This is a genomic window from Yoonia sp. JB2-21, from assembly GCF_055693545.1.
On sequence record NZ_JBVFUC010000001.1, the window covers coordinates 643601 to 666964 of the forward strand.

The 23364-nt window shown below is 54.3% G+C and carries 24 protein-coding genes, 1 tRNA gene and 2 pseudogenes; 21 read left to right on the top strand and 6 right to left on the bottom strand.

Annotated features, from left to right (window positions below; translation table 11 throughout):
* Nucleotide 1 precedes the first annotated feature (1 nt).
* From ACZ1G5_RS03255 to ACZ1G5_RS03285, 7 genes and pseudogenes are all read left to right on the top strand, one after another.
* Entirely contained in the window at nt 2-472 is a 471-nt protein-coding gene (locus tag ACZ1G5_RS03255; protein ID WP_472731489.1) for an arsenate-mycothiol transferase ArsC, read from the top strand.
* A 238-nt stretch (nt 473-710) separates the two neighbouring features.
* On the top strand, nt 711-1286 hold the full coding sequence (locus ACZ1G5_RS03260; protein ID WP_472731490.1) for a fatty acid desaturase CarF family protein: 576 nt from the start codon (nt 711-713) through the stop codon (nt 1284-1286).
* 286 nt (nt 1287-1572) lie between these two features.
* A complete protein-coding gene (infA, locus tag ACZ1G5_RS03265; RefSeq protein ID WP_007205486.1) occupies nt 1573-1791 on the top strand; it encodes a translation initiation factor IF-1 in 219 nt (72 codons plus the stop codon).
* Nucleotides 1792-1809: 18 nt separating this feature from the next.
* Nucleotides 1810-2414 (top strand): annotated as a pseudogene (locus ACZ1G5_RS03270) (Maf family protein).
* Entirely contained in the window at nt 2411-3445 is a 1035-nt protein-coding gene (locus ACZ1G5_RS03275) for a ribonuclease E/G (RefSeq protein ID WP_472731491.1), read from the top strand. The pseudogene ACZ1G5_RS03270 and the gene ACZ1G5_RS03275 overlap by 4 nt, the downstream one beginning before the upstream one ends.
* Nucleotides 3445-3630: a DNA gyrase inhibitor YacG gene (locus ACZ1G5_RS03280; protein ID WP_472731492.1), complete on the top strand. Its 186-nt coding sequence runs from the start codon at nt 3445-3447 to the stop codon at nt 3628-3630. Before ACZ1G5_RS03275 ends, ACZ1G5_RS03280 begins: the two co-directional genes overlap by 1 nt.
* A 93-nt stretch (nt 3631-3723) precedes the next feature.
* Nucleotides 3724-3798 (top strand) — tRNA-Phe (locus tag ACZ1G5_RS03285).
* A 143-nt stretch (nt 3799-3941) separates the two neighbouring features.
* On the opposite strand, the gene ACZ1G5_RS03290 is transcribed toward ACZ1G5_RS03285, so the two are convergent.
* Nucleotides 3942-5660, bottom strand: a complete 1719-nt coding sequence (locus tag ACZ1G5_RS03290; protein ID WP_472731493.1) for a DUF3422 family protein — start codon at nt 5658-5660, stop codon at nt 3942-3944.
* Between the two features lie 446 nt (nt 5661-6106).
* Between ACZ1G5_RS03290 and ACZ1G5_RS03295 the strand changes: the two genes are divergently transcribed.
* From ACZ1G5_RS03295 to ACZ1G5_RS03310, 4 genes are read left to right on the top strand one after another with little or no spacing between them, the layout of a single operon-like run.
* Complete coding sequence (locus ACZ1G5_RS03295; RefSeq protein ID WP_472731494.1) at nt 6107-7687, top strand: ABC transporter substrate-binding protein; 1581 nt, start codon at nt 6107-6109, stop codon at nt 7685-7687.
* Nucleotides 7688-7713: 26 nt separating this feature from the next.
* Nucleotides 7714-8688, top strand: a complete 975-nt coding sequence (locus ACZ1G5_RS03300) for an ABC transporter permease (protein ID WP_472731495.1) — start codon at nt 7714-7716, stop codon at nt 8686-8688.
* Nucleotides 8685-9590 carry an ABC transporter permease gene (locus ACZ1G5_RS03305; RefSeq protein ID WP_472731496.1) on the top strand — a complete coding sequence of 302 codons (906 nt, stop codon included), beginning with the start codon at nt 8685-8687 and terminating at the stop codon, nt 9588-9590. Before ACZ1G5_RS03300 ends, ACZ1G5_RS03305 begins: the two co-directional genes overlap by 4 nt.
* On the top strand, nt 9590-11293 hold the full coding sequence (locus ACZ1G5_RS03310; protein WP_472731497.1) for a dipeptide ABC transporter ATP-binding protein: 1704 nt from the start codon (nt 9590-9592) through the stop codon (nt 11291-11293). Before ACZ1G5_RS03305 ends, ACZ1G5_RS03310 begins: the two co-directional genes overlap by 1 nt.
* Nucleotides 11294-11421: 128 nt before the next feature.
* Here the strand turns inward: ACZ1G5_RS03310 and ACZ1G5_RS03315 are convergent, their stop codons facing one another.
* The 4 genes and pseudogenes from ACZ1G5_RS03315 to ACZ1G5_RS03330 all read right to left on the bottom strand — a co-directional run bounded on the left by ACZ1G5_RS03315 (nt 11422) and on the right by ACZ1G5_RS03330 (nt 14492).
* Nucleotides 11422-11661, bottom strand: coding sequence for a hypothetical protein (locus ACZ1G5_RS03315; protein ID WP_472731498.1), 240 nt, complete (start codon nt 11659-11661; stop codon nt 11422-11424).
* Nucleotides 11662-11854: 193 nt separating this feature from the next.
* On the bottom strand, nt 11855-12151 hold the full coding sequence (locus ACZ1G5_RS03320) for a YjbF family lipoprotein (protein WP_472734264.1): 297 nt from the start codon (nt 12149-12151) through the stop codon (nt 11855-11857).
* Nucleotides 12130-12519: pseudogene (locus tag ACZ1G5_RS03325) on the bottom strand (YjbF family lipoprotein); the annotation flags it as partial. The pseudogene ACZ1G5_RS03325 and the gene ACZ1G5_RS03320, both read right to left, overlap by 22 nt.
* Entirely contained in the window at nt 12519-14492 is a 1974-nt protein-coding gene (locus ACZ1G5_RS03330; RefSeq protein ID WP_472731499.1) for a YjbH domain-containing protein, read from the bottom strand. The pseudogene ACZ1G5_RS03325 and the gene ACZ1G5_RS03330, both read right to left, overlap by 1 nt.
* A 222-nt stretch (nt 14493-14714) precedes the next feature.
* Here ACZ1G5_RS03330 and ACZ1G5_RS03335 point away from each other — a divergent pair, with 222 nt between their 5' ends.
* The 10 genes from ACZ1G5_RS03335 to ACZ1G5_RS03380 all read left to right on the top strand — a co-directional run bounded on the left by ACZ1G5_RS03335 (nt 14715) and on the right by ACZ1G5_RS03380 (nt 22383).
* A complete protein-coding gene (locus tag ACZ1G5_RS03335; protein WP_472731500.1) occupies nt 14715-15680 on the top strand; it encodes a glycosyltransferase family 2 protein in 966 nt (321 codons plus the stop codon).
* Nucleotides 15681-15800: 120 nt separating this feature from the next.
* Nucleotides 15801-16076 (top strand): STAS domain-containing protein, encoded by a 276-nt coding sequence (locus tag ACZ1G5_RS03340; protein ID WP_472731501.1) that lies wholly within the window; start codon nt 15801-15803, stop codon nt 16074-16076.
* Nucleotides 16073-16441, top strand: coding sequence for a response regulator (locus ACZ1G5_RS03345; RefSeq protein ID WP_472731502.1), 369 nt, complete (start codon nt 16073-16075; stop codon nt 16439-16441). The genes ACZ1G5_RS03340 and ACZ1G5_RS03345 overlap by 4 nt, the downstream gene beginning before the upstream one ends.
* 4 nt (nt 16442-16445) lie before the next feature.
* A complete protein-coding gene (locus ACZ1G5_RS03350; protein ID WP_472731503.1) occupies nt 16446-18545 on the top strand; it encodes a chemotaxis protein CheA in 2100 nt (699 codons plus the stop codon).
* The gene (locus tag ACZ1G5_RS03355; protein WP_472731504.1) at nt 18532-18999 is read left to right on the top strand and encodes a chemotaxis protein CheW; all 468 of its coding nucleotides are present in this window, start codon (nt 18532-18534) and stop codon (nt 18997-18999) included. Before ACZ1G5_RS03350 ends, ACZ1G5_RS03355 begins: the two co-directional genes overlap by 14 nt.
* Nucleotides 18996-19907 carry a CheR family methyltransferase gene (locus tag ACZ1G5_RS03360; RefSeq protein ID WP_472731505.1) on the top strand — a complete coding sequence of 304 codons (912 nt, stop codon included), beginning with the start codon at nt 18996-18998 and terminating at the stop codon, nt 19905-19907. The genes ACZ1G5_RS03355 and ACZ1G5_RS03360 overlap by 4 nt, the downstream gene beginning before the upstream one ends.
* Nucleotides 19904-20290, top strand: a complete 387-nt coding sequence (locus tag ACZ1G5_RS03365; protein ID WP_472731506.1) for a response regulator — start codon at nt 19904-19906, stop codon at nt 20288-20290. The genes ACZ1G5_RS03360 and ACZ1G5_RS03365 overlap by 4 nt, the downstream gene beginning before the upstream one ends.
* Nucleotides 20287-20670: a hypothetical protein gene (locus ACZ1G5_RS03370; protein WP_472731507.1), complete on the top strand. Its 384-nt coding sequence runs from the start codon at nt 20287-20289 to the stop codon at nt 20668-20670. The genes ACZ1G5_RS03365 and ACZ1G5_RS03370 overlap by 4 nt, the downstream gene beginning before the upstream one ends.
* A gap of 202 nt (nt 20671-20872) precedes the next feature.
* Nucleotides 20873-21865 (top strand): chemotaxis protein CheB, encoded by a 993-nt coding sequence (locus tag ACZ1G5_RS03375; protein WP_472731508.1) that lies wholly within the window; start codon nt 20873-20875, stop codon nt 21863-21865.
* A complete protein-coding gene (locus ACZ1G5_RS03380) occupies nt 21862-22383 on the top strand; it encodes a chemotaxis protein CheD (RefSeq protein WP_472731509.1) in 522 nt (173 codons plus the stop codon). Before ACZ1G5_RS03375 ends, ACZ1G5_RS03380 begins: the two co-directional genes overlap by 4 nt.
* Before the next feature lie 103 nt (nt 22384-22486).
* On the opposite strand, the gene ACZ1G5_RS03385 is transcribed toward ACZ1G5_RS03380, so the two are convergent.
* Complete coding sequence (locus ACZ1G5_RS03385) at nt 22487-23359, bottom strand: NAD(P)-dependent oxidoreductase (protein ID WP_472731510.1); 873 nt, start codon at nt 23357-23359, stop codon at nt 22487-22489.
* Nucleotides 23360-23364: the final 5 nt, after the last annotated feature.

A 23364-nucleotide genomic window follows, 5' to 3' on the forward strand; every position in this document is an offset into this window, starting at 1 on the left:
CATGGCGGAGGAAGGCAAATTCGAAGACCTTCCGCAGTCGGTGCTGTTTTGCTGTGATCATAACTCTGTCCGGTCGCCCATGGCCGAAGGGATCATGAAAAAACTATATGGGACAGAGTGTTATATCCAATCTGTCGGGGTGAAGAACGACCTGGAGATTGACGGGTTTTCCATTGCCGTCTGCGCCGAGATCGGGGTGGAACTGTCGCGCCACCGGTCGCGGTCATTTGATGAGATGGAAGACTGGGGTGATGATCTGTCATCCTTTGATCTGGTCCTCGCGCTGTCACCCGCTAGCCAGCGGCGCGCGCTGGATTTGACGCAGTTTTACCATCTGGATGTTGAATACTGGCCGATCCTTGACCCCACCGGGCTGGGTGACAACCGCGAGGCGCGGTTGGAGCTCTACAGGCAGGCACGCGATCAGATCCGGGATCGTTTGGTTGCGAGGTGGGGGCCGGGGGCGGGATAGGGGTCCCAATACAAGGCGGCGCGAACTATTGTCCGCTATGCGGACGAAGCTGTCGTCTGTTGTGGCTACATCAATGACCGCTGTATGCGAACACCGGCTTCCGACTGATAATCAATTTCAGGCGGGCCTACTGGTGCAAGGCCTGCTCTCGTGCGACGCTTTGCGTCCTTTTGATCCTATCTCGCGCAAACTAAAGGATCAGTGTTATGTACTATGACTATCGAGAAAGGGCATTTAGATGGAACTGATTGGAGAAGCTCTTTGGATATTCTTGTCTATCTTAATTGGGCTTTGGCTTGCTGATTTTGCGACGGGTTGTTTTCATTGGCTCGTTGACAATTACGGTCACCCAGAATGGCCAATAATTGGTCCGCATTATATCGAGCCCAGCCATCTTCATCATGATGAAGACATGTTTGTTTTTGAGCTTTCAAACATAGTTACTCACCTATACATCTGGACGGCCGTTGTATTTGTTGGCCTGTTTTTCTGGGCTATGGGCCTAATGACTCTAACAATTGCTTCCGCATGCCTATTTGGTTTTCTAACAAACGTAATTCACCGCTGGTCTCATACTCGCCCAGAAGAAAATGCATCCGCAGTGAAGGCTCTGCAACGGATCGGCTTGTTTCAATCGACCCACCATCACACCTTTCACCATAATCCGGGATCAGACAGTCACTACTGTCTACTGACGGATCATGTAAATCCACTGCTCGAAACCATTGGGTTTTGGAAGCGTTTGGAAACAGTGTTCTTGCGTCTGGGGTTACGAAAACACTGGTGGGAACCCGTTAAGTCGCCAGCGGAATAGTACTAAAAACTCATTTCAGCGGCGCAAAACTGCCTTAAAAGACCGGCTAGTCGCTCCGCAAGCCGACCTTTGTACTTGCTGCAACATTTGCCATTTCGGGCTCATTCCGGACCTTTGCTGCCTCTGCGTATGACCCATCTTGCCGAACTTTCCTCACGTAAGCGCCATAGCTGCCCGCGTTCTTCCCCCAAAACATCCCAATCACCGATTAACCCTTGAAAAACCGCGCATTCAGGCGCATGTAAGCGCCGTCTGCACCAAGCAGATAACAGATATAGGAGATCACATGGCCAAGGAAGAACTGCTCGAATTCCCAGGTGTCGTGAAAGAACTTCTGCCAAACGCGACGTTTCGGGTCGAGCTGGAAAACGGCCATGAGATCATCGCGCATACGGCAGGCAAGATGCGCAAGAACCGCATCCGTGTTCTGGCAGGCGACAAGGTACAGGTTGAAATGACACCGTATGATCTGACCAAAGGTCGGATTAATTACCGTTTCAAGTAACGCAGGCGCCGGTCGCAGATGACCACCCTGCCCCCAAACCCCGATCTGAAACTGATCTTGGGCTCTGGCTCGCCTCGGCGGCTGGAGCTGTTGGCGCAGCTTGGCCTGACCCCTGCTGCGGTTCGCCCCCTGACATTGACGAAGACGTCCGCAAGGGTGAAGTGCCCCGCGATTACGTCAAACGCATTGCTGCCGAAAAGGTCGCTGCCGTGCAGGCTGCGGATGATGAGGTTGTGCTTTGTGCCGATACCACCGTTGCTTTGGGACGTCGGATCATGGGCAAACCTGCGGATGCGGCTGAGGCGGCGCAGTTTTTGTTTGCCCTCTCAGGCCGTCGTCACAAGGTGATCACGGCTTTGGCGGTGAAACGCGGTGCGCAGGTTTGGACAAAGGATGTGCAAAGCACGGTCGCCTTCAAGCAATTGTCAGATGCCGAGGTGAGTGCCTATCTGGCCTCTGATGACTGGCGCGGTAAGGCGGGTGGCTACGCCATCCAAGGCCCTGCTGGCGCGTTTATCCCTTGGATCAACGGGTCTTACACCGGCATCGTTGGCCTGCCCCTGACCGAAACCGCAGGGCTGCTGACCGCCGCGGGCCTTGTGCTGCATGGAGATGCCACATGAAGGGCCGCACGATCATTCTTGATCATTTGGGCGCGGTCGAGGCCGCCGCCTATATGGTGGATGGCAAGCTGGATGACATCCTGATTGACCATGAAGACGCCCCGCGCCCCGGTGCGATTTTCCGCGCGATTTGTGATCGTCCGATCAAGGGCCAAGGCGGTATGATGCTGCGCCTGCCTGACGGCGAAACCGCCTTTCTGCGCCAAGGTAAGGGTCTGCGCCCCGGTCAGGCCATGCTGGTGCAGGTGACCGGGATTGCAGAAGATGGCAAAGCCGTGCCCGTGACTGACCGTGTGCTGTTCAAAAGCCGCTATGCGATTGTGACACCGGGCAAGCCGGGGTTGAATATCTCGCGCCAGATCACGGATGAAGATACGCGCGATAACCTTCTGGCTGTGGCGCATGAGGTGTTTGATAGCCCTTACGGCTTGATCCTGCGTTCCTCCTGCGAAGGCGCGGATGAGGCAGAGATTGCTGACGATATTCTGGCCATGGTTGCTTTGGCTGATGCCGTGCTGGCCGATGCTGAAGGGAGTGCGCCCGAAGCGCTGACCGAAGGGGACGGTCCGCATACGGTGGCTTGGCGGGAATGGACAGGTACTGCTGAGGTTGTGACCGAGGCAGGCTCTTTCGCCAATCTGGGTGTGCTGGATCAGTTGGACGGGCTGGCGCAGGCCAAAGTGCCTTTGGGCGAAGGGTTCATGTTCGTGGAACCGACCCGCGCATTGGTGGCCGTTGATGTGAACACAGGCAATGACACGTCCCCGGCCGCTGCATTGAAAACCAACCTTGCCGCCGCGCGTGCCCTGCCCCGCGCCCTGCGCCTGCGCGGACTTGCAGGCCAGATCACGGTTGATTTCGTGTCCATGTCCAAGGCCCACCGCAAGCAGGTGGAACAGTCGCTGCGCGCGTCCTTCAAGGTGGATCCGATTCAAACATCGCTGGTGGGCTGGACGCCCATGGGCCTGTTCGAGATGCAGCGCAAACGCGAACGCCCGCCCTTTCCAAAGCACCTATTGAGGGACATCTGATGGCCTGCCCAATCTGTGAAAAACCGACTGAAACTGCCTTTCGCCCCTTTTGTTCCAAACGCTGTGCAGACCTTGATCTGGCAAAGTGGTTCACAGGCGGATATGCCATTCCGGCAGATGATCCAGAGGACGCTGAGGACCTTGAAAATCAGTTACATCGGGCCGAGCAGCAGAAACCACACTAGGCTTTGGCTTTTCAATCAATTGCCTCTGGACACCCCCACCCCCCGCGTCTAAAACCGCGCTATCCAAGAGGGGTGATCGCCCCTCAACCCGATGCCCGGGTAGCTCAGGGGTAGAGCAGTGGATTGAAAATCCTCGTGTCGGTGGTTCGATTCCGCCCCCGGGCACCATTAAAACAAAGAGCTAGTCACTATTTTGCCAGTTGCGGTTGACGCACAACTTGGCGTCCTTGCTCAATAAAATCGTGGTATCACCGATTCCTCTGTGGTCCACAAACTGCTGCCGACACATATTTTTCATCAGACGCAACAGGCTAGTCTGAAACCCTTCCAGAGTTGATGATTTTTTCCAGTCTTTTCTGACGTGCAGCGCTTTTTTCGTGATGTCTCTTTTCCTGACGATAGTAGTAGAATATCGCAAAAAGTCCTGAGCACACAAAAATGGCAGCCTTCATCATCTTCTCAGCTTCAGACTTGTAGTCTTTGGCAATACCGAAGATTTCCGGTTTGTAGGTGGCAAGACCAAAGAGTATCGCAAATATTATCGATCCGCCGTAGTAAGCCAAAGCGATCGACTCGATCTTATGTTGAAAAGAACTTGAGTCGAGGAGTTCGCTTTGAATTTCGACCAGATGGCTGCTGCTTTGCCTTTGAAGTTCGCTATCCAATTCAGCCAGCTGCGCGTGGTAGAGGCGCAATAGGCCATCAAATCGTGTGCTTACGTCGGCAATCTTTTCAAAGGTAGGTTGCAACCTGCGTTGGACGAAGTCCGAGTAGGGCTGCCAGCCCTCCACACGCCCTGCGTCGATTGTCCCAACGGCCTGCCTGAACCGCCGCGCAAAGTACTTTGAACGCTCGATTTTGTAACCCAGCTCGGCGCTATTTGTTATGCCAAGGGCATCGACCTGGCTTTTGTAGTTTTGTAGTTTTCCCAGCTTGCTTTGTGTTTCTTCGTCTTCGAACTCAACATGGCTCAACCGCTCGATCAACGACCCGATCTTGTTCATCTCGGTTCCGGCGGTCAGAATTTCCTCCATGTTCTTGAGCGCCATCAAGCGAAATGATGCGACTTCATTCACACGATAAAGCAGTCGGCCGACTTGCCAACGGCTTCCGTTCGGGACAATCGCCACAAAGAAGGTGGCTTCATCGTCATCTGACCCGTTGGGTGTGGGCGCGATATGAGACCCTATCGTACTCATGTAGATGCAAGATTCCCGGAACAATGTGCAGCACACGAACTCCTTATTTCGATAGTCCCTTCCGAGGCTTGAAAACCGCCACAAAACGTTCGTCGCCTTCCGCGCGGCTGCGCGATCAGAGAAGACCCCTTGAGCTTTGGATGACGTTGAATTGGACGCTTGCGTTCCCAAATCGCTGTCGTCTGAGGATAGGATACATCCGCGTAGATCGAGCAACAGTTTGCACTCCGGCAAACCTTCTATGTTGTCGATACATAGTATCTTATCAAGTTGGCTCCAAAAATCCACCCTAACAAACTGGCGTAAGTCCGAAAGCTCTTCATCGGTACTTTTGTCGTCACCAATAAGCTTGAGGTGGCTCGCCAACTTTTCCTTTAGTCCAATCGTTGACGGCGCAGTCTCGGTACCATTCGATGACAGGTCGATTGGTTCATATCCGTCAAGATCTTCTGGTGGGTTCAATTCTACGCTGATCAGGACCCGGAGATAGTCTTTATACAGCTCCAAGACCGCCTTAACCAGAAGCCCATCAATGAGAAAATGCTGATACAGCGTCGTGCTCTTGTCAAAGTCCGGGTTCTCTATTCGGAAATCCTTGGCTAACTTAAGCAGCGCTTTTCTGAGGTTATGCGTTTGCCAATTCAGAAAAGTGTAATGGTTCTTGAGATGTTTCGGATGCGCTTTATCCGCAGGATCATTCTCGGCGGCGTAGGAATTGTGGTCACATGTGACTACCAATTGCCGGGTCAGTGCCGGTGCACCTATTGCGGGTGCTCCACGTCTATGCGCTACCCCATGAATTCTATTATAGCTATCAATACGTTCAAACATTTACTCTCCACTCATTACTCATACATTTACAGACAAACAAAAATTTGATCGAATCATAGCACAATTAAGGGTTGAAAGGTTTGGAAAATTTTTTCAAATAGCTGACGTCAAATTTTGAACGCTTCCGTCGGTCCATTGCGCATCACCTCATATACTTCGGAATGCATTGGGGCGTGGCCTTCCGAGCGCACCTGAAGATAGCGATCCGATCCTTTCGAATACCGACGACGCCTTCACTCTTTCGAAGACACTTCACCGGAAAAGGAATGTGATTGTCAGGCTCCCGGTGTCGTGTTGTCAGCGACGGAAACCATTCACCGAAGTACCAAAACCCCAACCCGCGCAATTGTCATCAGCATCAAACGCGAGCCTTGAAAACCTCCCGCTTGACCTCTGCCCGATTACCGTCACTGTGTGGCTTGCAAACTGTCCTGAGGGGAAAAATGATGACACGACGAAATCTGCGAAATTCTGCCCTAGTCGGCGGTGCTTTGGTCTTCTGCGCAATGGGGGCATCTGCCGAAACACTGAGGTGGGCCTCTACTACCGATCCGCAAACGATGGATCCGCATGCCGTCAACTCTGCACCCGTGCTGTCCTTTCTCAACAACGTGTACGAGGGTTTGGTCCGTCGCGGTCAGGATATGTCGATTGAACCTTCTCTCGCGACCTCTTGGGAACCGCTGGAGGGCGAAAATGGATGGCGCTTTACCTTGCGCGAAGGTGTCACGTTTCAGGATGGTGCTGCCTTTACGGCCGAAGATGTCATGTTCTCTTATCAGCGTGCATCAGATGAGGCGGCAGATGTCCGGTCTTGGTTCGCACCGGTTTCCGAAGTGCGGGTCGTCGATGACTTTACCATCGATTTTGTCACGACTGCGCCAAACCCGTTGTTCCCCGATTCAATCGCAAACTTCATGATACTTGATAAAGATTGGACCGAAAGCAACGACGCCGCCCTGCCCGCGCGCGATGCGGAGAATTTTGCGACCATGAATGTAAACGGCACCGGGCCTTTCACGGTTGCCAGTCGCGACCCGGGCGTGCGCACCACATTGGTGCCAAATGAGGCGTGGTGGGACGATCCCACGCACAACGTGACCGAAGCGGTGTTTACACCTATCGGGAATGCCGCAACGGGGTTGGCGGCGCTGCTTTCCGGCGAAATCGACTTTATTCAACCGATCCCATTGCAGGACGTCGCGCAAGTTGAAGGTCGCGATGGGTTCAAGGTTTTGGAAGGTGAAGAAACGCGCGTGATCATGTTTGGCTTTGGCCATGAGCATGATGCCCTGCTCTATTCTTCGGATGTCACCGATACGAACCCGTTTTCGGACCCGCGCGTCCGTCTTGCAGCCGCACATGCGATCGACATTGATTCCATTGATCGGGTTTTGTTCCGCGGCAAGATTGAACCAGCCAACCAATTGGTCCCTGCCGGGATTTCGGGCTATTCCGAGGCCAATCAGGACCGCCCCACATATGACCCTGATCGCGCCCGCGAATTGTTGGCCGAAGCCGGCTATCCAGATGGGTTTTCCTTTGGTCTGAAGTGCCCGAATGATCGCTATATCAATGACGAAGCCCTTTGCCGTGCGGCGGCCTCTATGTTCGCTGCGGTCGGCCTGAATGCCGAGCTTTCAACGGGCCCGGTCCGCGATTACTGGCCGCAACTGCGTGAAGACGACTTTGATATGTATTTGCTTGGCTGGTCGCCCGGCACATTCGATATGGAACACCCCATTCGTTTCTTGCTGCACTCCCAAGATGATGAAAAGAAGCTGGGGTCATGGAACTTTGGCAACTATTCCAACGCCCGCGTCGATGAATTGCTGCCAATGATCCAACAAGAGATTGATCCCGCCGCCCGTCAGGCCATGATTGATGAGGTTGTTGGCATCACGCAGGAAGAGGTCGCCTATATCCCGCTTTATACCCAGCCTCTGATCTGGGCTGCGAAGGACAATGTCGAACTGACACAACGCGCGGACAACTTCTTTATGCTGCGCTGGGTGACGGTAAACTGATCCAAAGTACAAGACGCTAAAAGGCGATGGCTTATTTTATCCTCAAACGGCTAGTACAGTCCGTCTTTGTGATGCTGGCCGTCGCCTTTTTGGCATTTTCCCTGTTCCGCTTTGTCGGAGATCCCATCACGCAAATGACCGGCGTGGAAACCTCTGTCGCGGATCAGGAACGGCTGCGAGAAGAGCTGGGGCTAAACGATCCCTTCATTTGGCAGTTTGCCCGCTTTACCGGTGACATGCTGCAAGGCGACTTTGGCTTTTCCTACCGCACCAGACAGCCCGTCGCAGAAATGATTGCAGACCGCATCCCGGCCACCCTGGAGCTGGGTATTGTGGCCCTGCTCATCTCATTGCTGGTTGGCATACCAGCAGGCGTCTACACCGCCTTGCGACCGCGCGGGATCGCTACACAAACGCTGTTGTTGACGACTTTGGTGGGGGTGTCCATTCCGACATTTGTCATCGGGATCATGTTGATCTTTGTCTTTGGGGTGCAGCTGGGCTGGCTGCCGACATTTGGGCGCGGTGGCACGATACAGATCGGCGGATGGGAAACGTCGCTGTTCACCATCGAAGGCTGGCGCGCTCTGCTGCTGCCAGCGATTACCTTGGGCGTTTATCAACTGACCCTCACTATGCGCCTTGTGCGGGCTGAAATGATGGAGGTCATGCGCTCTGACTACATTCGTTTTGCGATGGCCCGCGGTGTGCCCATGCGCAAGCTGCATTACAAGCACGCGCTGGCCAACACGATGGTGCCTGTGATCACGATCATCGGCCTGCAATTTGGCGGTGTCATCGCCTTTTCCATTGTCACAGAAAGCGTCTTTCAATGGCCCGGTATGGGCCTGCTTTTTCTTGAATCTATCCGTTTTGTGGATATCCCGGTGATGGGCGTCTATCTGGTTGTCATCGCGTTCTTCTTTGTGCTGGTGAACCTTATTGTTGATCTGCTCTATGTCGCGATAGACCCGCGCTTACGTGTGAGGGATGTGCAATGATCGCGTTTCTCAAACGGTACGAGGGTCTGTGGCTCTTTGTGCATTCCCCGGCAGCGATCATCGCGGCCATTGTCGCCGTTCTGATCATGCTGGGTGCGATCTTTGCGCCTTGGATTGCGCTGGTAAACCCCTACGATCTGTCATCATTCAGCCTGTTTGACGGCTTGCTCCCACCGGTTTGGCAAGATGGGGCGAACCCAAAGTACCTGCTTGGAACCGACGATCAGGGTCGCGATATGATCTCGTCCATTCTCTACGGTGCGCGGTTGTCGCTGGTTATCGGGCTGGCTGCCCTCACGATTGCGGCAGTGCTGGGCGTGGGATTGGGACTAGCCGCAGGGTACTATGGTGGGCGATTTGATGCGATCGTCATGCGGATCGCTGATGTGCAACTGGCTTTGCCAGCGATCCTGACGGCCTTGTTGATCGATGGGATCGCCCGCGGTGTGTTGCCAGCGGCGGTGCAACAGGATGTCCGCGTGGCGGTATTGACGCTTGCCATTGCCCTGTCGCTTTGGGTGAACTTTGCACGGACCGCGCGTGCGTCGACCTTTGTGCAAATGAACAAAGAATATGTGCAGGCTGCCATTATGATGGGACAGCGGCCCGTGCGGATCATGTTCGTGCATATCCTGCCGAACATCCTTGGCCCGCTCTTGGTGATCATGACGGTTGATCTGGCCTCGGCCATCCTGCTGGAAGCGACGCTGTCCTTTCTTGGGATCGGTCTGCCCGCAGACAGCCCAAGTCTGGGGACGCTGATCCGTATCGGCATGCAGTTCCTGTTGTCAGGCGAATGGTGGATTCTGTGGATCCCGACCTTGTTTCTGGTTGCCTTGGTTGTGTCGATCAACATCCTTGGCGATTTCCTGCGCGATGTCTTTAATCCGAGGCTGCGCTGATGCTGACAATCAAGGATCTTGCCGTAAAATTTCCGTCCCGCTTTGGCGACTTCACGGCAGTTGAAGACGTGGACATGACAATCAAGCCGGGCGAGATACACGGTTTGGTCGGCGAAAGTGGTGCTGGCAAATCCACAGTTGGCGCCGCCGTCATCGGTCTTTTGTCATCACCGGGCTACATCGCGAAAGGTGCGCTTTCTCTGGGTGATACCGACCTGCGCGCGCTGACGCCCGATCAGGCCCATGCCATCCGCGGTGACCGCATTTCCATGATCTTTCAGGATCCGCAAACCAGCCTGAACCCCCTGATGACCATTGAGGATCAGTTGATCGAAACGATCCAGGCCCATTCTGATGTCAGCCATGCGGATGCGCTTAGGCGTGCCGTTGATCTGCTTGAAGAGATTGGCATCAAGAATGCCGCCCAGCGCATTAAGGCGTATCCTCATCAGTTTTCTGGCGGGATGCGGCAACGTGTGGTCATCGCACTGGCGATCTGCACTGATCCTGAGTTGATTATCGCGGATGAGCCAACAACTGCACTGGATGTTGCCGTACAGTCGCAAGTTCTTGAGCTGATCCGCAGACTGGCCAATGACCGTCAGATCGCCTTTATGCTGATCACGCATGATATCGGGGTCATTGCCCAAATTGCCGACCGTGTGACCGTGATGCGCAAGGGGCTGGTTCTTGAAACCGGTGACACAGCGCAAGTGCTGGGTGCCCCTAGACATCCCTACACCCGGGCGCTTATGGCCGCGGTTCCCCCGCTTGATCATCGGATTGAAAGGTTCCGTGTTCCTCAAGAAGACGATGTGCCGGGGGTTGGCAGCGGTACTGGCAATGACGCGGAACAATGGCTTTTGGATGGGCAGCAACATGCCATGACAGGATTGGTACTGAAGGACATTTGCATGCGCTTTCGCGGGCCCCGCACCTCGCTTTGGCGCAAGCCCGAACCGTTCGTTGCGCTGGAAAATGTCAGCCTGGAGGTGAAACCGGGATCCATTATGGGGCTTGTGGGTGAAAGTGGCTCTGGCAAATCGACCCTGGCCAAAGTCATTACAGGTTTGATCACACCGTCCAGCGGAACAATGATGCTGGGTGACATAGCTTTGCCCGGTGGCAAGGCCCGCCCGCGCCATCATCCGTCACGCCAGCTTATCCAGATGGTTTTTCAGGACCCCTACTCTAGCCTGAATTCGCGACACCGGATCGGTGCAATCCTGACAGAGCCCTTGTGGTTTTATGGATTTGTCACCGATGCGGATAAGCGCCTGAAGCTGGCTGCGGCCATGCTTGAACTGGTGGGCATGCAGCCGGACGCGATCAACAAATACCCGCATCAGTTTTCGGGTGGCCAACGCCAAAGGATCGCGGTCGCGCGTGCCCTACTGGCACGTCCCCGTTTTCTGATTTGTGATGAACCCACCTCGGCTTTGGATGTCTCAATTCAGGCCGAAATCCTGAACCTGCTCAAAGACCTGCAGGCCATGTTTGGCCTCACCATTCTGTTTATCAGTCACAATCTGGCCGTTGTCCGGCAAATGGCGGATGAGACAGCTGTCCTGCGAAATGGGAAGATCGAAGAGGTGGGCGAGACTGCCAAGGTGTTTGATCATCCACGCGCAGTGTACACGCAAGAGCTGCTTTCTTTGACACCGGTAATGCCAAAGGAATGGCAAGCGCGTGGCGTTGCATGAGCGCGGGCGTCAATGACTGAAACGCTGCACATACAAACAAAAAGCCTTCGAACTTATGTTCGAAGGCTTTCGTTTTGCTGACATAGAGCCCCTCAATTGAGCTACATCGTCAATATATCTAAGATGATTTAGCTAGTGTATTCGCTTTCATCCTCGTCATCGTCATCGTCGCTATCGCCACTTGCAACAGCAACTGCGACAAGCGCACCAACGATGACCAATGGGATGATCCAGCCACTCGCAGAACCCGTCGCTTCGACCGGAGCGGCTTCTGGCACTGTTTCAACGATCGCGTCGGACAAGCCACCTGCCCAAGCAGCAAAACCTGCAATGCTGGCGGCAATCGAACCAAAGATAACTTTTTTCATTTTAGTCACTTCCCTCAAGTATCAATAAATCTGTGACTACACGGATTTCCGCATAAGTCAAACTACGTCGTGGTAAAAAGCCCATATTTTCTTGCACAATCGTGTGTTCTGGCACGTTGAATGTTGCAATTTGGGCACGCACCGCCTTACGTCAGGTGAATTGACCGCCGTCGCGCGCAAATCCCCGAGATTTTCAAGCGCTCGGGTCAAACTGATCAATCACATCAATTTGTACATTTTGCTGTGCTGGCCCGGTCCATTGGCTGGTCCGCCAAACCTGCCCGGTGTTTCGATCGACATAGTGCACGTTGTTGAATTCCGCCCCATCGGCGGTTTGGCAAATCTCGACCACTTCAACAACCGCCCGGCTGACTTGGACGACATCAATGGCGATTTGACGACCAACCCGGCTTTCGCAGGTTGTCTCGATCTGCGTGAACGAGGGGCCTCGCCCCCCAAAAGATATGTGCGCGTCACCTGTTTGGGCCAGTCAGGCGCGAGAGTATTGTTGACCAACGGGTCATCCCGTTGCGTCAGAACCGCCTGCAAATTGGTACCAAAACCTAATGTGGCGTAAATCAACCCGCCATTCATGGTCACGCCACGGTTTTCATTTGAGCTGTAGATCAGTAAGTCGTCACGCTTTTGTACTGCAACGGCAACTGATGAGATACGCGTTGCGGGGCTGATGATCAAAACAGCTGCCAGATCTGCCTCTTCAATAGCAGCACGGTTCGGTGTCGGGATTGTCATACCCGCTTCTTCATCGGGGTTCAGGACAGTTTTCGTCACTTGACCGATCGTTGCAACACAGCCCGAAAGGATCAACGCGCCCGTCAGTATAGTAAAGCGTTTCATTAGTTCCAAAACTGCCCCCAAGCATCTTCTATCCGTTTTCGATCCGATTGCCGCAACTCGTTATAAAGAAGTCCGGTCCCGCGCACACGGGACCCAAGGTTACCCGACGGACCGCCGATGGAGACATCTGTCGTTCTTTTGCCGGCCTCTGGCGACGTCCATGAGAGTGGGATCGACAGTTCGGCGCCAAACTTCAAAGCCGCGTTGGACTCTTCGCTCCAGCCTGTCGACCCTGATATGCGCCAACCATTTGCGTAGTTTCGACCGATGGTCAGGTCGACACCCAAGTCACCGGCGAGATACTGGCCCGCATCAACGACAAAGAAATTGCCGTTTTGCCCAACATTGGCATAGAGGCTGCCGATCACGGTCGTCGCATTCAGATCTTCGAAACCAAACGCATCCTCGTAGGCCCGTTTCTGGACATTGCTGACCTCAAGACCCAACGCAAAGTCATTCTGAGGTGCCCGCCAGAAGAGTTCGCCGCTGACCCCTGCGAAGGCGCGTTCAAAAAGCCCTGCTGATAGGCGCCCGTAGACCTCAGGTGTGACCCTGAACCTGTGGCGCGCTGACAGCGACTGCAGGTAGATTTCATCAGGTGTATATGAGGTCAGGTCTGATCTGATCTGTGGCGTCTGAGGTGGATCTTCCTGTGACCACTGATTGAGAAAACGATACCCCAATGCACCCGACACAAACGTCTGAGGGGAAAACGAATAGCGGGCGTTGGCGACAACCGTCCCTGTCAGCTCTAACGTGTCAGAGGTGACAAAGTCAGCGCGGAACGACGGTGCGATCCCGTAGCTGAATTTGGGTTCAAAGGGTACGTCCGCCAATGCGGCGGGCCTTTGCAGTGGGCTGGCCGCGAACGTCGTGGCATTCCACGCCAAGGCACCCGCCTCCGGTTGACTGACGGCTGTTCCTAGACCGGCACGGTCCAAGACGATCACATTGCTGTCAAAGGCGCCTGTGTTCTGTGTCACACGAAATGTTCTGATCCGCGCCGGAGCAACCGCCGACAGGACCCGCGCCACGCGCCCGGTGATCCGTGCAAAGTTCGCATCCGTCCCAGAGGACGGGGTGACGTCGATTGTATCTGCGCCCATCGCGAACCGGCGGATTTGAATGCCCTCTTTTTCCAGACGTTCCTGGGCAACTTGCAGAACCTGCGCAGCATCCGGTTCATTTGCTCGCGGCGCGCGGTTTTCGACAAATGGATGCGGGCCCCTGCCCGTGTTGCTTTGGACATAAGGGCGGTTGGGGTTGGCGAGGAATGTCAGCCGCACCCCATAGCTGTCCTGATTGTTGGCAAATCCTGAAACGAACAGTCCTTTTGATACTTCATAAGAAAGTCCGGCAGCGAAAGTGTCCTCTTCCTCGGCACCCGCGATACCGCTGTACTCTGCCATGGCAGTCAGCCCATCAATCCCCGTATTCCAGACAATGTTCGCGAACGGTTCTGTGTCACCGTTAAACAGGTGATCCGTTGCAATCACGCCACCATCATCACCGCGCGCTTCGGTGAAAGCCGTGGCATAGCGCCCCCAGCCAACACCCGCCGATGCACTGACCGGACCGAAAGATTTTCCAAAGGCGAGATACTCGCCCGATCCGCGATCATCGCTGCCAAAGCCGACAACGCCGACCGTCACGCTGGGCAGATAGGTGCGCTCATTCAAAAGACGCAGTCCGAAGCTGAGCTCATTGCCGCTCGAAGAGGCGCTATCGTCGCTGTAGGTCGGAAAGCTGATCCCGATTTCAAGCCGATCACTCGCCTGAAATCCGAACGACAACGCCCGGTAGTTTTCGCGATAGTCCAGCGTAATGGCCAGATCGTCAGCCGCACCACTTGCACTGCGCGGCGTATCAATCGCTTGGGACAATCCCCCGAGCCCTTCTGCAAGGGCAAGAACAGGCAAGGTGACGCCACAAATCGACACGAAGAGCAGGTTACGCGTTTTCTTGATATTCAAAGTCTTTTTACCCCTAACGCGCCAGTTTTACCCGAGATGAACATATTCGCGTCACACGCGCGATGTCGAGCATTGAAACCAGAACGGATGCGATATTTTCCCTTTTCTCGGCGTCGTTGCGACTGGGCCCACTTGCTTACAGTCACAAATCAGGCAACCTAATCTCTGTAGAGTTCACTATTTCTGCGCACCACTACATCGTCGGGGTTTCATTCTTTGAATATGTCGCTTGTCATTGGTATTTGCACACGCCAGCGCAACGCAGAGTTGCTGCGTCTGCTCAACAGCTTATCAACGCAATCATTGCCGCAAGGTTGGACCGCCCAGATCGTCATTGTCGACAACAACGACGCACCACAGGTGAAGGATCTGATCGACGGTCTGTCTCTTTTTTGTCATCTCGCAATCCACCATGAACCCCGCGCAGGACTGGTCAATGCGCGCAACCGTGCCCTTGATGCAGCCGAAGATATGGCAGCGGACTGGTTCATTGGGTTGGATGATGATGAATGGGTCGCCGCCGACTGGTTGGCCAAATATTGCGCGGCCCTTACTGATGGCAGCGGCCAGCAGATACGCATGGGACCCTGTCAGTTGGTCTATGCCGCCGACGCCAGCCAATTCTTAACCAAACATCCGCCAGCCTACGTCGAGGCTGGCAAGCCACCACGCGCCCTGACCACGCAGAATTTTGCGATACACAAGTCAGTTTTTCATACCGGTAAGGGCGCAGGGCTTCGGTTTCACATGGCGTTTAATGAAACCGGAGGAGAGGATTCCGAGTTCTTTCGGCGCGCCATACGCCAGTATGGCTTTGTGGTCGGTTCGGTGCCTGATGCAAAGGTTTTTGAAGATCGGAAAGACGGTCGTGCGACCCTTCGTTATCGGTTGTCTCGCACGCTCAGAAATCAAATTTCAATGCTGCGGGTCAACCAACTGCACCAACGCGACGGCATTCATGGGTCACAACGCGGCAATGCAAAACGGATCGTGAAGTTGGTGGTGCGCAATACCATCAAGTGCTTTGCAGGTCTTTTGCTGGGCTTCATGCATCTGATATCCGACCGCGAAAAGGGAATGACAACCATTGGCAGCGCGCTGCAAAACGGAGCAAGAGTTGTGGCTGTAGTGCGCTTTCTACTTGGCATGGTCCCGATCGCATACGGCAAAACCCAAGATCCAACCTAACGCACCCATCCTGTAGGCGATTTTCAAAGTACCATTTACGCCAAATTAAGGCACCGTGCTCCATAAGTCACCGAGACTGCAAAGTTGCAGGTCAAGTCTCATGGATGGAGCGGTGCGCAAATGACGGCGACTTTTGAACTCACAGCGACGATGAAAATCGACGACTGCCAAAGGCTGCATCAATTTCTTGATACAGCACAGGACCAGCCAGTTATTATTGATTGCAAAGAAATCACACGACTGGGCGGGCTTGCTGCGCAACTGCTGCTTATGGGGCAAAGGCAATGGTCCGCTGCGGGACACACTTTTGACCTCTTGCACCCGACCGAAGCCTTTCGACAATGCATCAACGATCTGGGGTTGGTGGATGACGTCGTTATGGAGGCAAACCCATGAGTGCCCACATCTTGGCGATCGACGATTCTCGGACAATCCGCACGCTCCTGACAGTCGCTCTTGAAAACGCTGGGTTTAGGGTCACGACTGCCGTTGATGGTGTGGATGGTGTTACCAAGTTCCAGGATGCCGAGGCGGATTTGGTGATTACTGATGTGAACATGCCAAACAAAGACGGATTTGGCGTGATCGAAGATATCCGTCAAGGCGATGTCAATCGTGCTGTTCCCGTGCTGGTTCTCACGACAGAAAGCGGTGCCGCACTCAAAGATCGGGCACGCAAGGCCGGTGCGACGGGCTGGATTGTCAAACCTTTTGATGATGCGTCCTTGGTCTCCGTCATCAAGAGATTGACAGGAACTTAGCATCATGAACGACAGCTCCATACTCGACGCCTTCTTTGAAGAATGTGAAGACCTGCTTGTCGCATTGACTGAAGGTCTGAGCGATATGCGGGACGGTCAGGCAGATGACGAGACGGTAAATGCTGTCTTTCGTGCCGTGCACTCAATCAAAGGCGCTGCTGGTGCCTTCTCGCTCGAAGATCTGGTTGGTTTCGCACATAAGTTTGAAACCGTGCTGGATGAAGTGCGCGCAGGCCGGCTCGCCGCGAGTGATGATCTTTTGCGCGTCTTGCAACGCGCTGGCGACATTTTGTCTGATCTGGTGGATGCGGCGCGCAACGACCTTCCTGCAAATCAGGAAAAAGTGGCCCCCGTCCTTGACGAATTGCAATCATTTCTTGGGGATCAAGATACGGTCGAAGAAGAGTTTGTGTTCGAAGCCCTGACTTTGGCCTTTGATGACACAGAGACAGCCGGTCGCTTTCAGATTAGTTTTGCACCAACAAAAGAATTCTACGATACTGGCAATGATCCACTTTTACTGATCAATGCGTTGCAAGAATTAGGGGACGCAGCTGTCGCCGTAGACACCACCCGGCTTCCCGAGCGTTTTTCATCATTCGCGTGGGACAATGGCTATCTGTCGTGGACAGTCACACTGGAGGGGCCACAAAACGACCTGCCAATTCTGGAGGTGTTCCAATTCGTCGAAGACCTTTGTGATCTTTCGGTAATCCCGATTGGCACCGACGCCGCAGAGCCCATACCTGACGTGTCGGACGCGCCTGAGGCAGTTGAACCTATCTTGAACGACACACCGGCGCCGGTCGAGAACGCGGATGACAACAATCAGAGCGCCGCAACTGCCGCAAAATCGGCCAAATCAGACAAGCAAGCCAAACGTTCGGCGGCAACACTCCGGGTTGATCCGGAGCGTGTGGATCGTCTGATCAATGCCGTGGGCGAACTGATCATCAACCAGTCGGTCATTTCGCAACGTCTCGAAGAGGCGGCCTTGCCAAATTCATCTGAGCTATTCACGGACCTTGATGACTACAAATTACTCGCCCGCGAGATCCAGGAGGGCGTGATGGCGATCAGGGCACAACCGGTCAAGCCATTGTTTCAAAGGATGATGCGCATTGCCCGTGAGGCCGCTGATGCCACTGGTAAGGACATCAACTTTATCACTGACGGGGAAAGCACCGAGGTCGATAAAATTGTTGTCGAACGCCTCGCCGACCCGCTGACGCACATGATCCGAAACGCCATTGATCATGGGATTGAAACACCCGCAGATCGGCAAAAAGCCGGTAAAAGCAGCCGTGGCAACCTCCGGCTCACCGCCAGTCAAAGGTCCGGCAGCATCGTGATTGAGATCATCGATGATGGTGCCGGGCTGAACCGACCACGCATTCGAGAAATCGCAGTAGAAAAGGGTGTCATTTCGCCAGATGCGCAGCTTTCTGAGCAGGAAATTGATCATCTGCTCTTTGCGCCCGGATTTTCGACTGCCGCTGAGGTCACAAACCTGTCTGGACGCGGCGTTGGAATGGATGTGGTCAAGACAGCAATCACCGGTTTGGGCGGACGGATTGCCATCAGCAGTGTGACAGGCGAAGGCACAACATTTTCGATCACGTTGCCCCTGACGCTTGCAGTGATGGACGGTATGATCATTTTTGTGGGCGGGCAAACTATGGTTGTGCCGATTGCCAGCATTCTGGAGAGCATTCGACCCACGCCAGCGGACCTGTCTCCGATCGGACTGAACAGTCACCTGTTGCGCATCCGCGGCGAGTTTGTTCCGATTGTTGATCTGGCCGACAGGCTTGGCGCACCAAAGTGTCACAAGTCATTGACCGATAGAGTTCTGTTACTGATTCAAACCGAGACCGTGGCACAATGCGCCCTGGCTGTTGATGACATTTTTGATCAACGCCAGGTCGTCGTCAAAAGCATGCAAGGCAACTACGGCGAAATCGCCGGTATATCTGGTGCGACCATTCTGGGCGACGGGAAAATCGCGCTCATCATTGACCCAGAGGCGATTGCCGCAAATGCGCCGTCTGTCCAAGGCCATCCCCCGAAATCATTAGAGGATCAGCAGCATGTCACTTCCTGACGAAGTCAACCAATCCGAACAGCTGGAATTTGTCACACTGATAGCGGGCGGTCAGAGCTTTTGTATTGAAATCACCCAAATTCGCGAGATTAGACGCTGGACGCCTGTCACCATCCTTCCGCATTCACCTTCTCATGTGCTGGGTGTTATCAATCTGCGGGGTGCTGTCATTCCAATCATTGACCTGGCCGAAAAGCTTGGCTTTGCAAAGATCGAACCCAGCGAAAGACACGTTATCATTATCTCTGCAATTGAGGACAGGATCGTCGGTCTACTGGTCGAATCTGTTTCAGAAATTCTGGGAGTAAGCCCCGATATGGTGCGTGAAACCCCACGTAGTCCGGAGGACTTAACCACGCGCGCGACACCAGAAATCATCCCGGTAGGGGACGATATGACCAAAGTCATCAACCTCGCTGCGCTGCTTCCAAACTATGAACCGGCCGCCGCATGATAGCCGCAAGCTTACAACGGCAGCCCAATGCTGACGCCGATTTCGCATTCACAGACAGCGACTTCCGCAGAATTGCTGATCTGGCCAATGCGCGCTACGGACTGTTCCTGCAACCTTCCAAAAAGGCGCTGGTCTATTCCCGCCTTGCTAAGCGTCTTCGTGCACTCAATCTTCCGGATTTTGAAGCATATTGCGCATTGCTGGATCAGCCAGAGGCCCAGCAGGAGCAGCCTTTCTTGCTTTCGGCGCTTACGACAAACGTGACGCATTTCTTTCGTGAAATACACCACTTTGAAACACTGCGGGACACGATCGCCCCAAAGCTGCTGGAGAAAGCCGTCAGTGGCAAAGCTGTTCGACTTTGGTCCTCGGCTTGCTCTGCCGGCCAAGAGGCATATTGCATTGCAGCCGCCATTTTGGAAGGCGCTCCGGAACTCAGCCGGCATGATGTCAAAATTCTCGCCACCGACATCGACCCCAACATTGTATCACGGGCAAGAGAAGCGACTTATCCCGCAGAGCAAATCCAAGCGATCCCAACGGACTGGCGTAAGAATATCATGAAGCCAACCAGTGCGTCATCTGATGCTATCGTGATCCGCGACGAATTGCGGAACATGATCTCGTTCGCCGAGCTGAACCTGATTGAAGACTGGCCGATGCAACGCAAGTTTGACGTCATATTCTGCCGAAACGCGGCGATCTATTTTGACAAAGCAACGCAAGCACGTCTGTGGCAACGCTTTGCCGAAACGATGGTCGACGATGGCCATCTGATGATTGGTCACTCGGAAAGACTAAGTGGATCCGCGAAGTCACTTTTCCAAAACGTCGGCATTACAACCTATAGATTGGCCGGACCGGCTCCCCTCTCGCAGAAATTAGAAACGAAAGAAGATCAAAAATGAGTTTGAAAGACACACTGCGTGTAATGATCGTTGACGATATGGGTGTGAGCAGAGGGCTACTTGTTCAGTCAATCGAAGAGATGGGGATCTGGAAAAACCAAGCAGAAAACGACGGCCGTGCCGCCTTCAATAAACTCGTCGCCGATCCAGTACATCTGGTCTTGTCGGACTATAATATGCCGGGAATGGATGGTCTCCAACTCCTGCAAGCGCTCCGTCAGAACCGCTCGACGGCGCGGATAGGCTTCATCCTCGTAACCGGAAATCCCACGCCCGATCTGGTATCAAAAGGAAAAGCCCTCGGGCTCAACAACATCATCAAGAAGCCGTTCTCAACCGCAAGCATGAAGCAGTGCATCGAAAGTGTGGTGGGCCGGCTATGAGCAACATCGTGCGAGATCTGGAAGCTCCGATGCACAGTATGACGACAATCCTACAGAATACCGCGATCGCGCTGGGAACGGTGACCGAGCTTGTCCAAGACCTGGAAATTCAGTTGCTGGAGACCGTCAAAAAGAAGGAGCTCGAAGACATCGATACTGCCAGCCTTCAGACGTTAGATTTGCTTTCGCAATCGATCATGGAAATCTCGCTTTTGATCGAACGCCTATCAAGGTCACGCCCCGATGTAATCGAGTTGAGAGAAACTGATATCGTCGATCCTATTCGATTGGAGTATCTGCGTTGTATTATTCGCGATGGTGGACGCTCAAGGAACCAAGAAGAACCACCTGGGGTCCATCGAAATGTTTCTCTTTTTTAAACCGGGTGGGAAGAAAGCCCAACTTTCTTTGCCTTGGTACGGCGTGATTTGGTGCTGTTGATCGACCTCATATCACGACCCACCCGACCCGGCGCAGGTGAGATAGACGGTGCAAATCCACGGTAGACGGATGCGGCCCAAGTCAAGTCAAGTCAAGTCAAGTCAAGTCAAGTCAATAAAGCGGCAGAATGGCGTAGTGGAAATGAAAATCTTGATCTCTCATCCATCGCCAATCGAAGGCGCACGACTCTACCGTTTGGTAACGGCCATGTCCGGGAGTGCGGCTTGCACGGTGGTCGCGACGCTGACGGATACCTACAATTTTGCCGAGCACCACCAGCCAGACTGCGTCATTATGGATGCAACATTTGCGGAATGTGCGGAGTTCGAGCTGCTCGGTTCTCTTTTCCGGATTATCGGGATTGGATGTGTCCTGGTTCCGGGCGGGCTGGAAAACAAGCACGCCGTCCTCTCAAAGCAAGTCCGCGACCATGTTGTTGTCATATCTGACCAAATCAACAGTGAAGTCTTGCGCCGCGCCATAAGAGAGGCATCGCAAAAGACAATTCATCCGCCCTCACGCAAGACCAGAACTGAACCAGAAGAGCGCTTTGATCCGCAGAAAATTATTTTGCTCGGGGCATCAACCGGCGGCATTGATGCGCTTTTGAGAACCACACAAGGTTTCTCTGACAACTGCCCACCAACCCTTATCGTTCAACATACCGGCGGTAGTTTTGCGCAAAGCCTGATACGCCTTCTTGACGGGGCGACGCAGGCGCGGGTTGAGGCGGCGCAAGATGGGTTGCCGCTAAAGCCCGGTCACATCTACTTGCCGCCCGGCGACCAAGCCCACCTTTGTCTGAGCGGTGGCGGGACTGCCCGCATGGCATTGCGCGCTGATCCGCCCGTATCTGGTCATCGCCCGTCTGTGGATGCGCTGTTTTCGTCGGCATTGCCTATGGCCGACCGTGTCGTTGCGGCCCTGCTGACGGGCATGGGACGTGATGGTGCGCGTGGTTTGACGGAATTGCGACAGGCGGGTGCCACAACGATAGGGCAGGATCAGAGGACAAGTGTGGTCTATGGCATGCCGCGCATTGCGAAAGAAATGGGCGGCGTAGAGCACGAGCTGCCACTGAGCGAAATTGGTCCCAAATTGCTGTCCGAATGCAAAGCAAAGGCGCGCGTATGACAAAGACCACAAAAACTGTGACGGTCATTCAGGGGGACTACGCTGTCTCTGCCGATCCGAGCGTCATGATGTCAACGGTCCTTGGCTCGTGTATTGCTGTTTGCCTGTTTGACCCACATGCGGCCGTCGGCGGCATGAACCACTTCTTGCTTGCCAGCTCTGGCACTACCAAAAGTGACGATCTCAAATACGGCGTCAATGCGATGGAACTGCTGATCAACCGCGTCCTGTCAGCAGGCGGCGAGCGACAGATGCTGCGCGCCAAACTCTTTGGGGGCGCACGAATGACGGACCACGCACGTGACATTGGCGCGTCGAACGCGGCCTTCGCACTGGAATTCCTTGAACGCGAAGGTATCGCCTGCCTGTCACAAAGTCTGGGCGGCAACCACGCCCGACGTATTCAATTCATCCCAACCACAGGCGCAGCACGGCAGATGCAGGTGGCTGATCCGCTGCCAGAAATTTCGCAGCCCAGACGGGCACCAGCACCGGCAACGGACATTACTTTATTCTAAGCACGCGTGACCCACTGCGGGTCACGCAAAGCTGCAGCCACCGTGCACCAAGTTCACAATTGACGTCGCCCTGCCCGAAGATGACACCGAGGGTGTGTAGGTATCAGTCCATTGCCTGCAATCGCTTAAGCAATGATGACGTATCCCATCGCCCGCCGCCGAGCTTCTGTACATCTTTGTAGAACTGATCAACCAATGACGTGACTGGCAGGCTGGCGCCATTGTCATTTGCGGTATCGAGGCAAATACCAAGGTCCTTGCGCATCCAATCAACGGCAAACCCATGATCCCACTGATCAGCAAGCATCGTTTGATACCGATTGGACATCTGCCAACTGCCCGCCGCCCCCTGACTGATGACTTCGACGACGGCTTCACCATCCAGCCCGGCCTTTTGGGCAAAGTGCAGCGCTTCGGACAGACCCTGCACAAGACCGGCGATCGCGATTTGGTTGCACATCTTCGTCATCTGACCGGCACCGCTATCGCCAATGCGTCGGCACAGCTTGGCATATGCCCCGATCACCGCTTCGGCCCCATCATAGCTTTCTGGCGCACCGCCGCACATGATCGACAGCGCACCGTTTTCAGCGCCCGCTTGCCCGCCGGACACAGGCGCATCAACGAATGCGACGCCATTTGCCGCGGCCAGATCATGCAATTCGCGCGTCACAGCCGCGGATACCGTTGTGTGATCTACAAAAATTGTCCCCGGAGCCATAGATGCAAAAGCACCATCATCGCCAAGACAAACGGAGCGTAGATCATCATCATTGCCGACGCAGGCCATGACCAGATCTGCCCCTGCTGCTGCTTCGCGCGGAGTGATCCCTATGCTGCCGCCGTGCTGCCCGACCCATTTCTTGGCTTTGGCCGTGGTACGATTGTAAACCGTAACATCATGGCCCGCCGCCTGAAGGTGACCCGCCATCGGATACCCCATTACGCCAAGACCCAAGAACGCAAGTTTCGTCATTACAG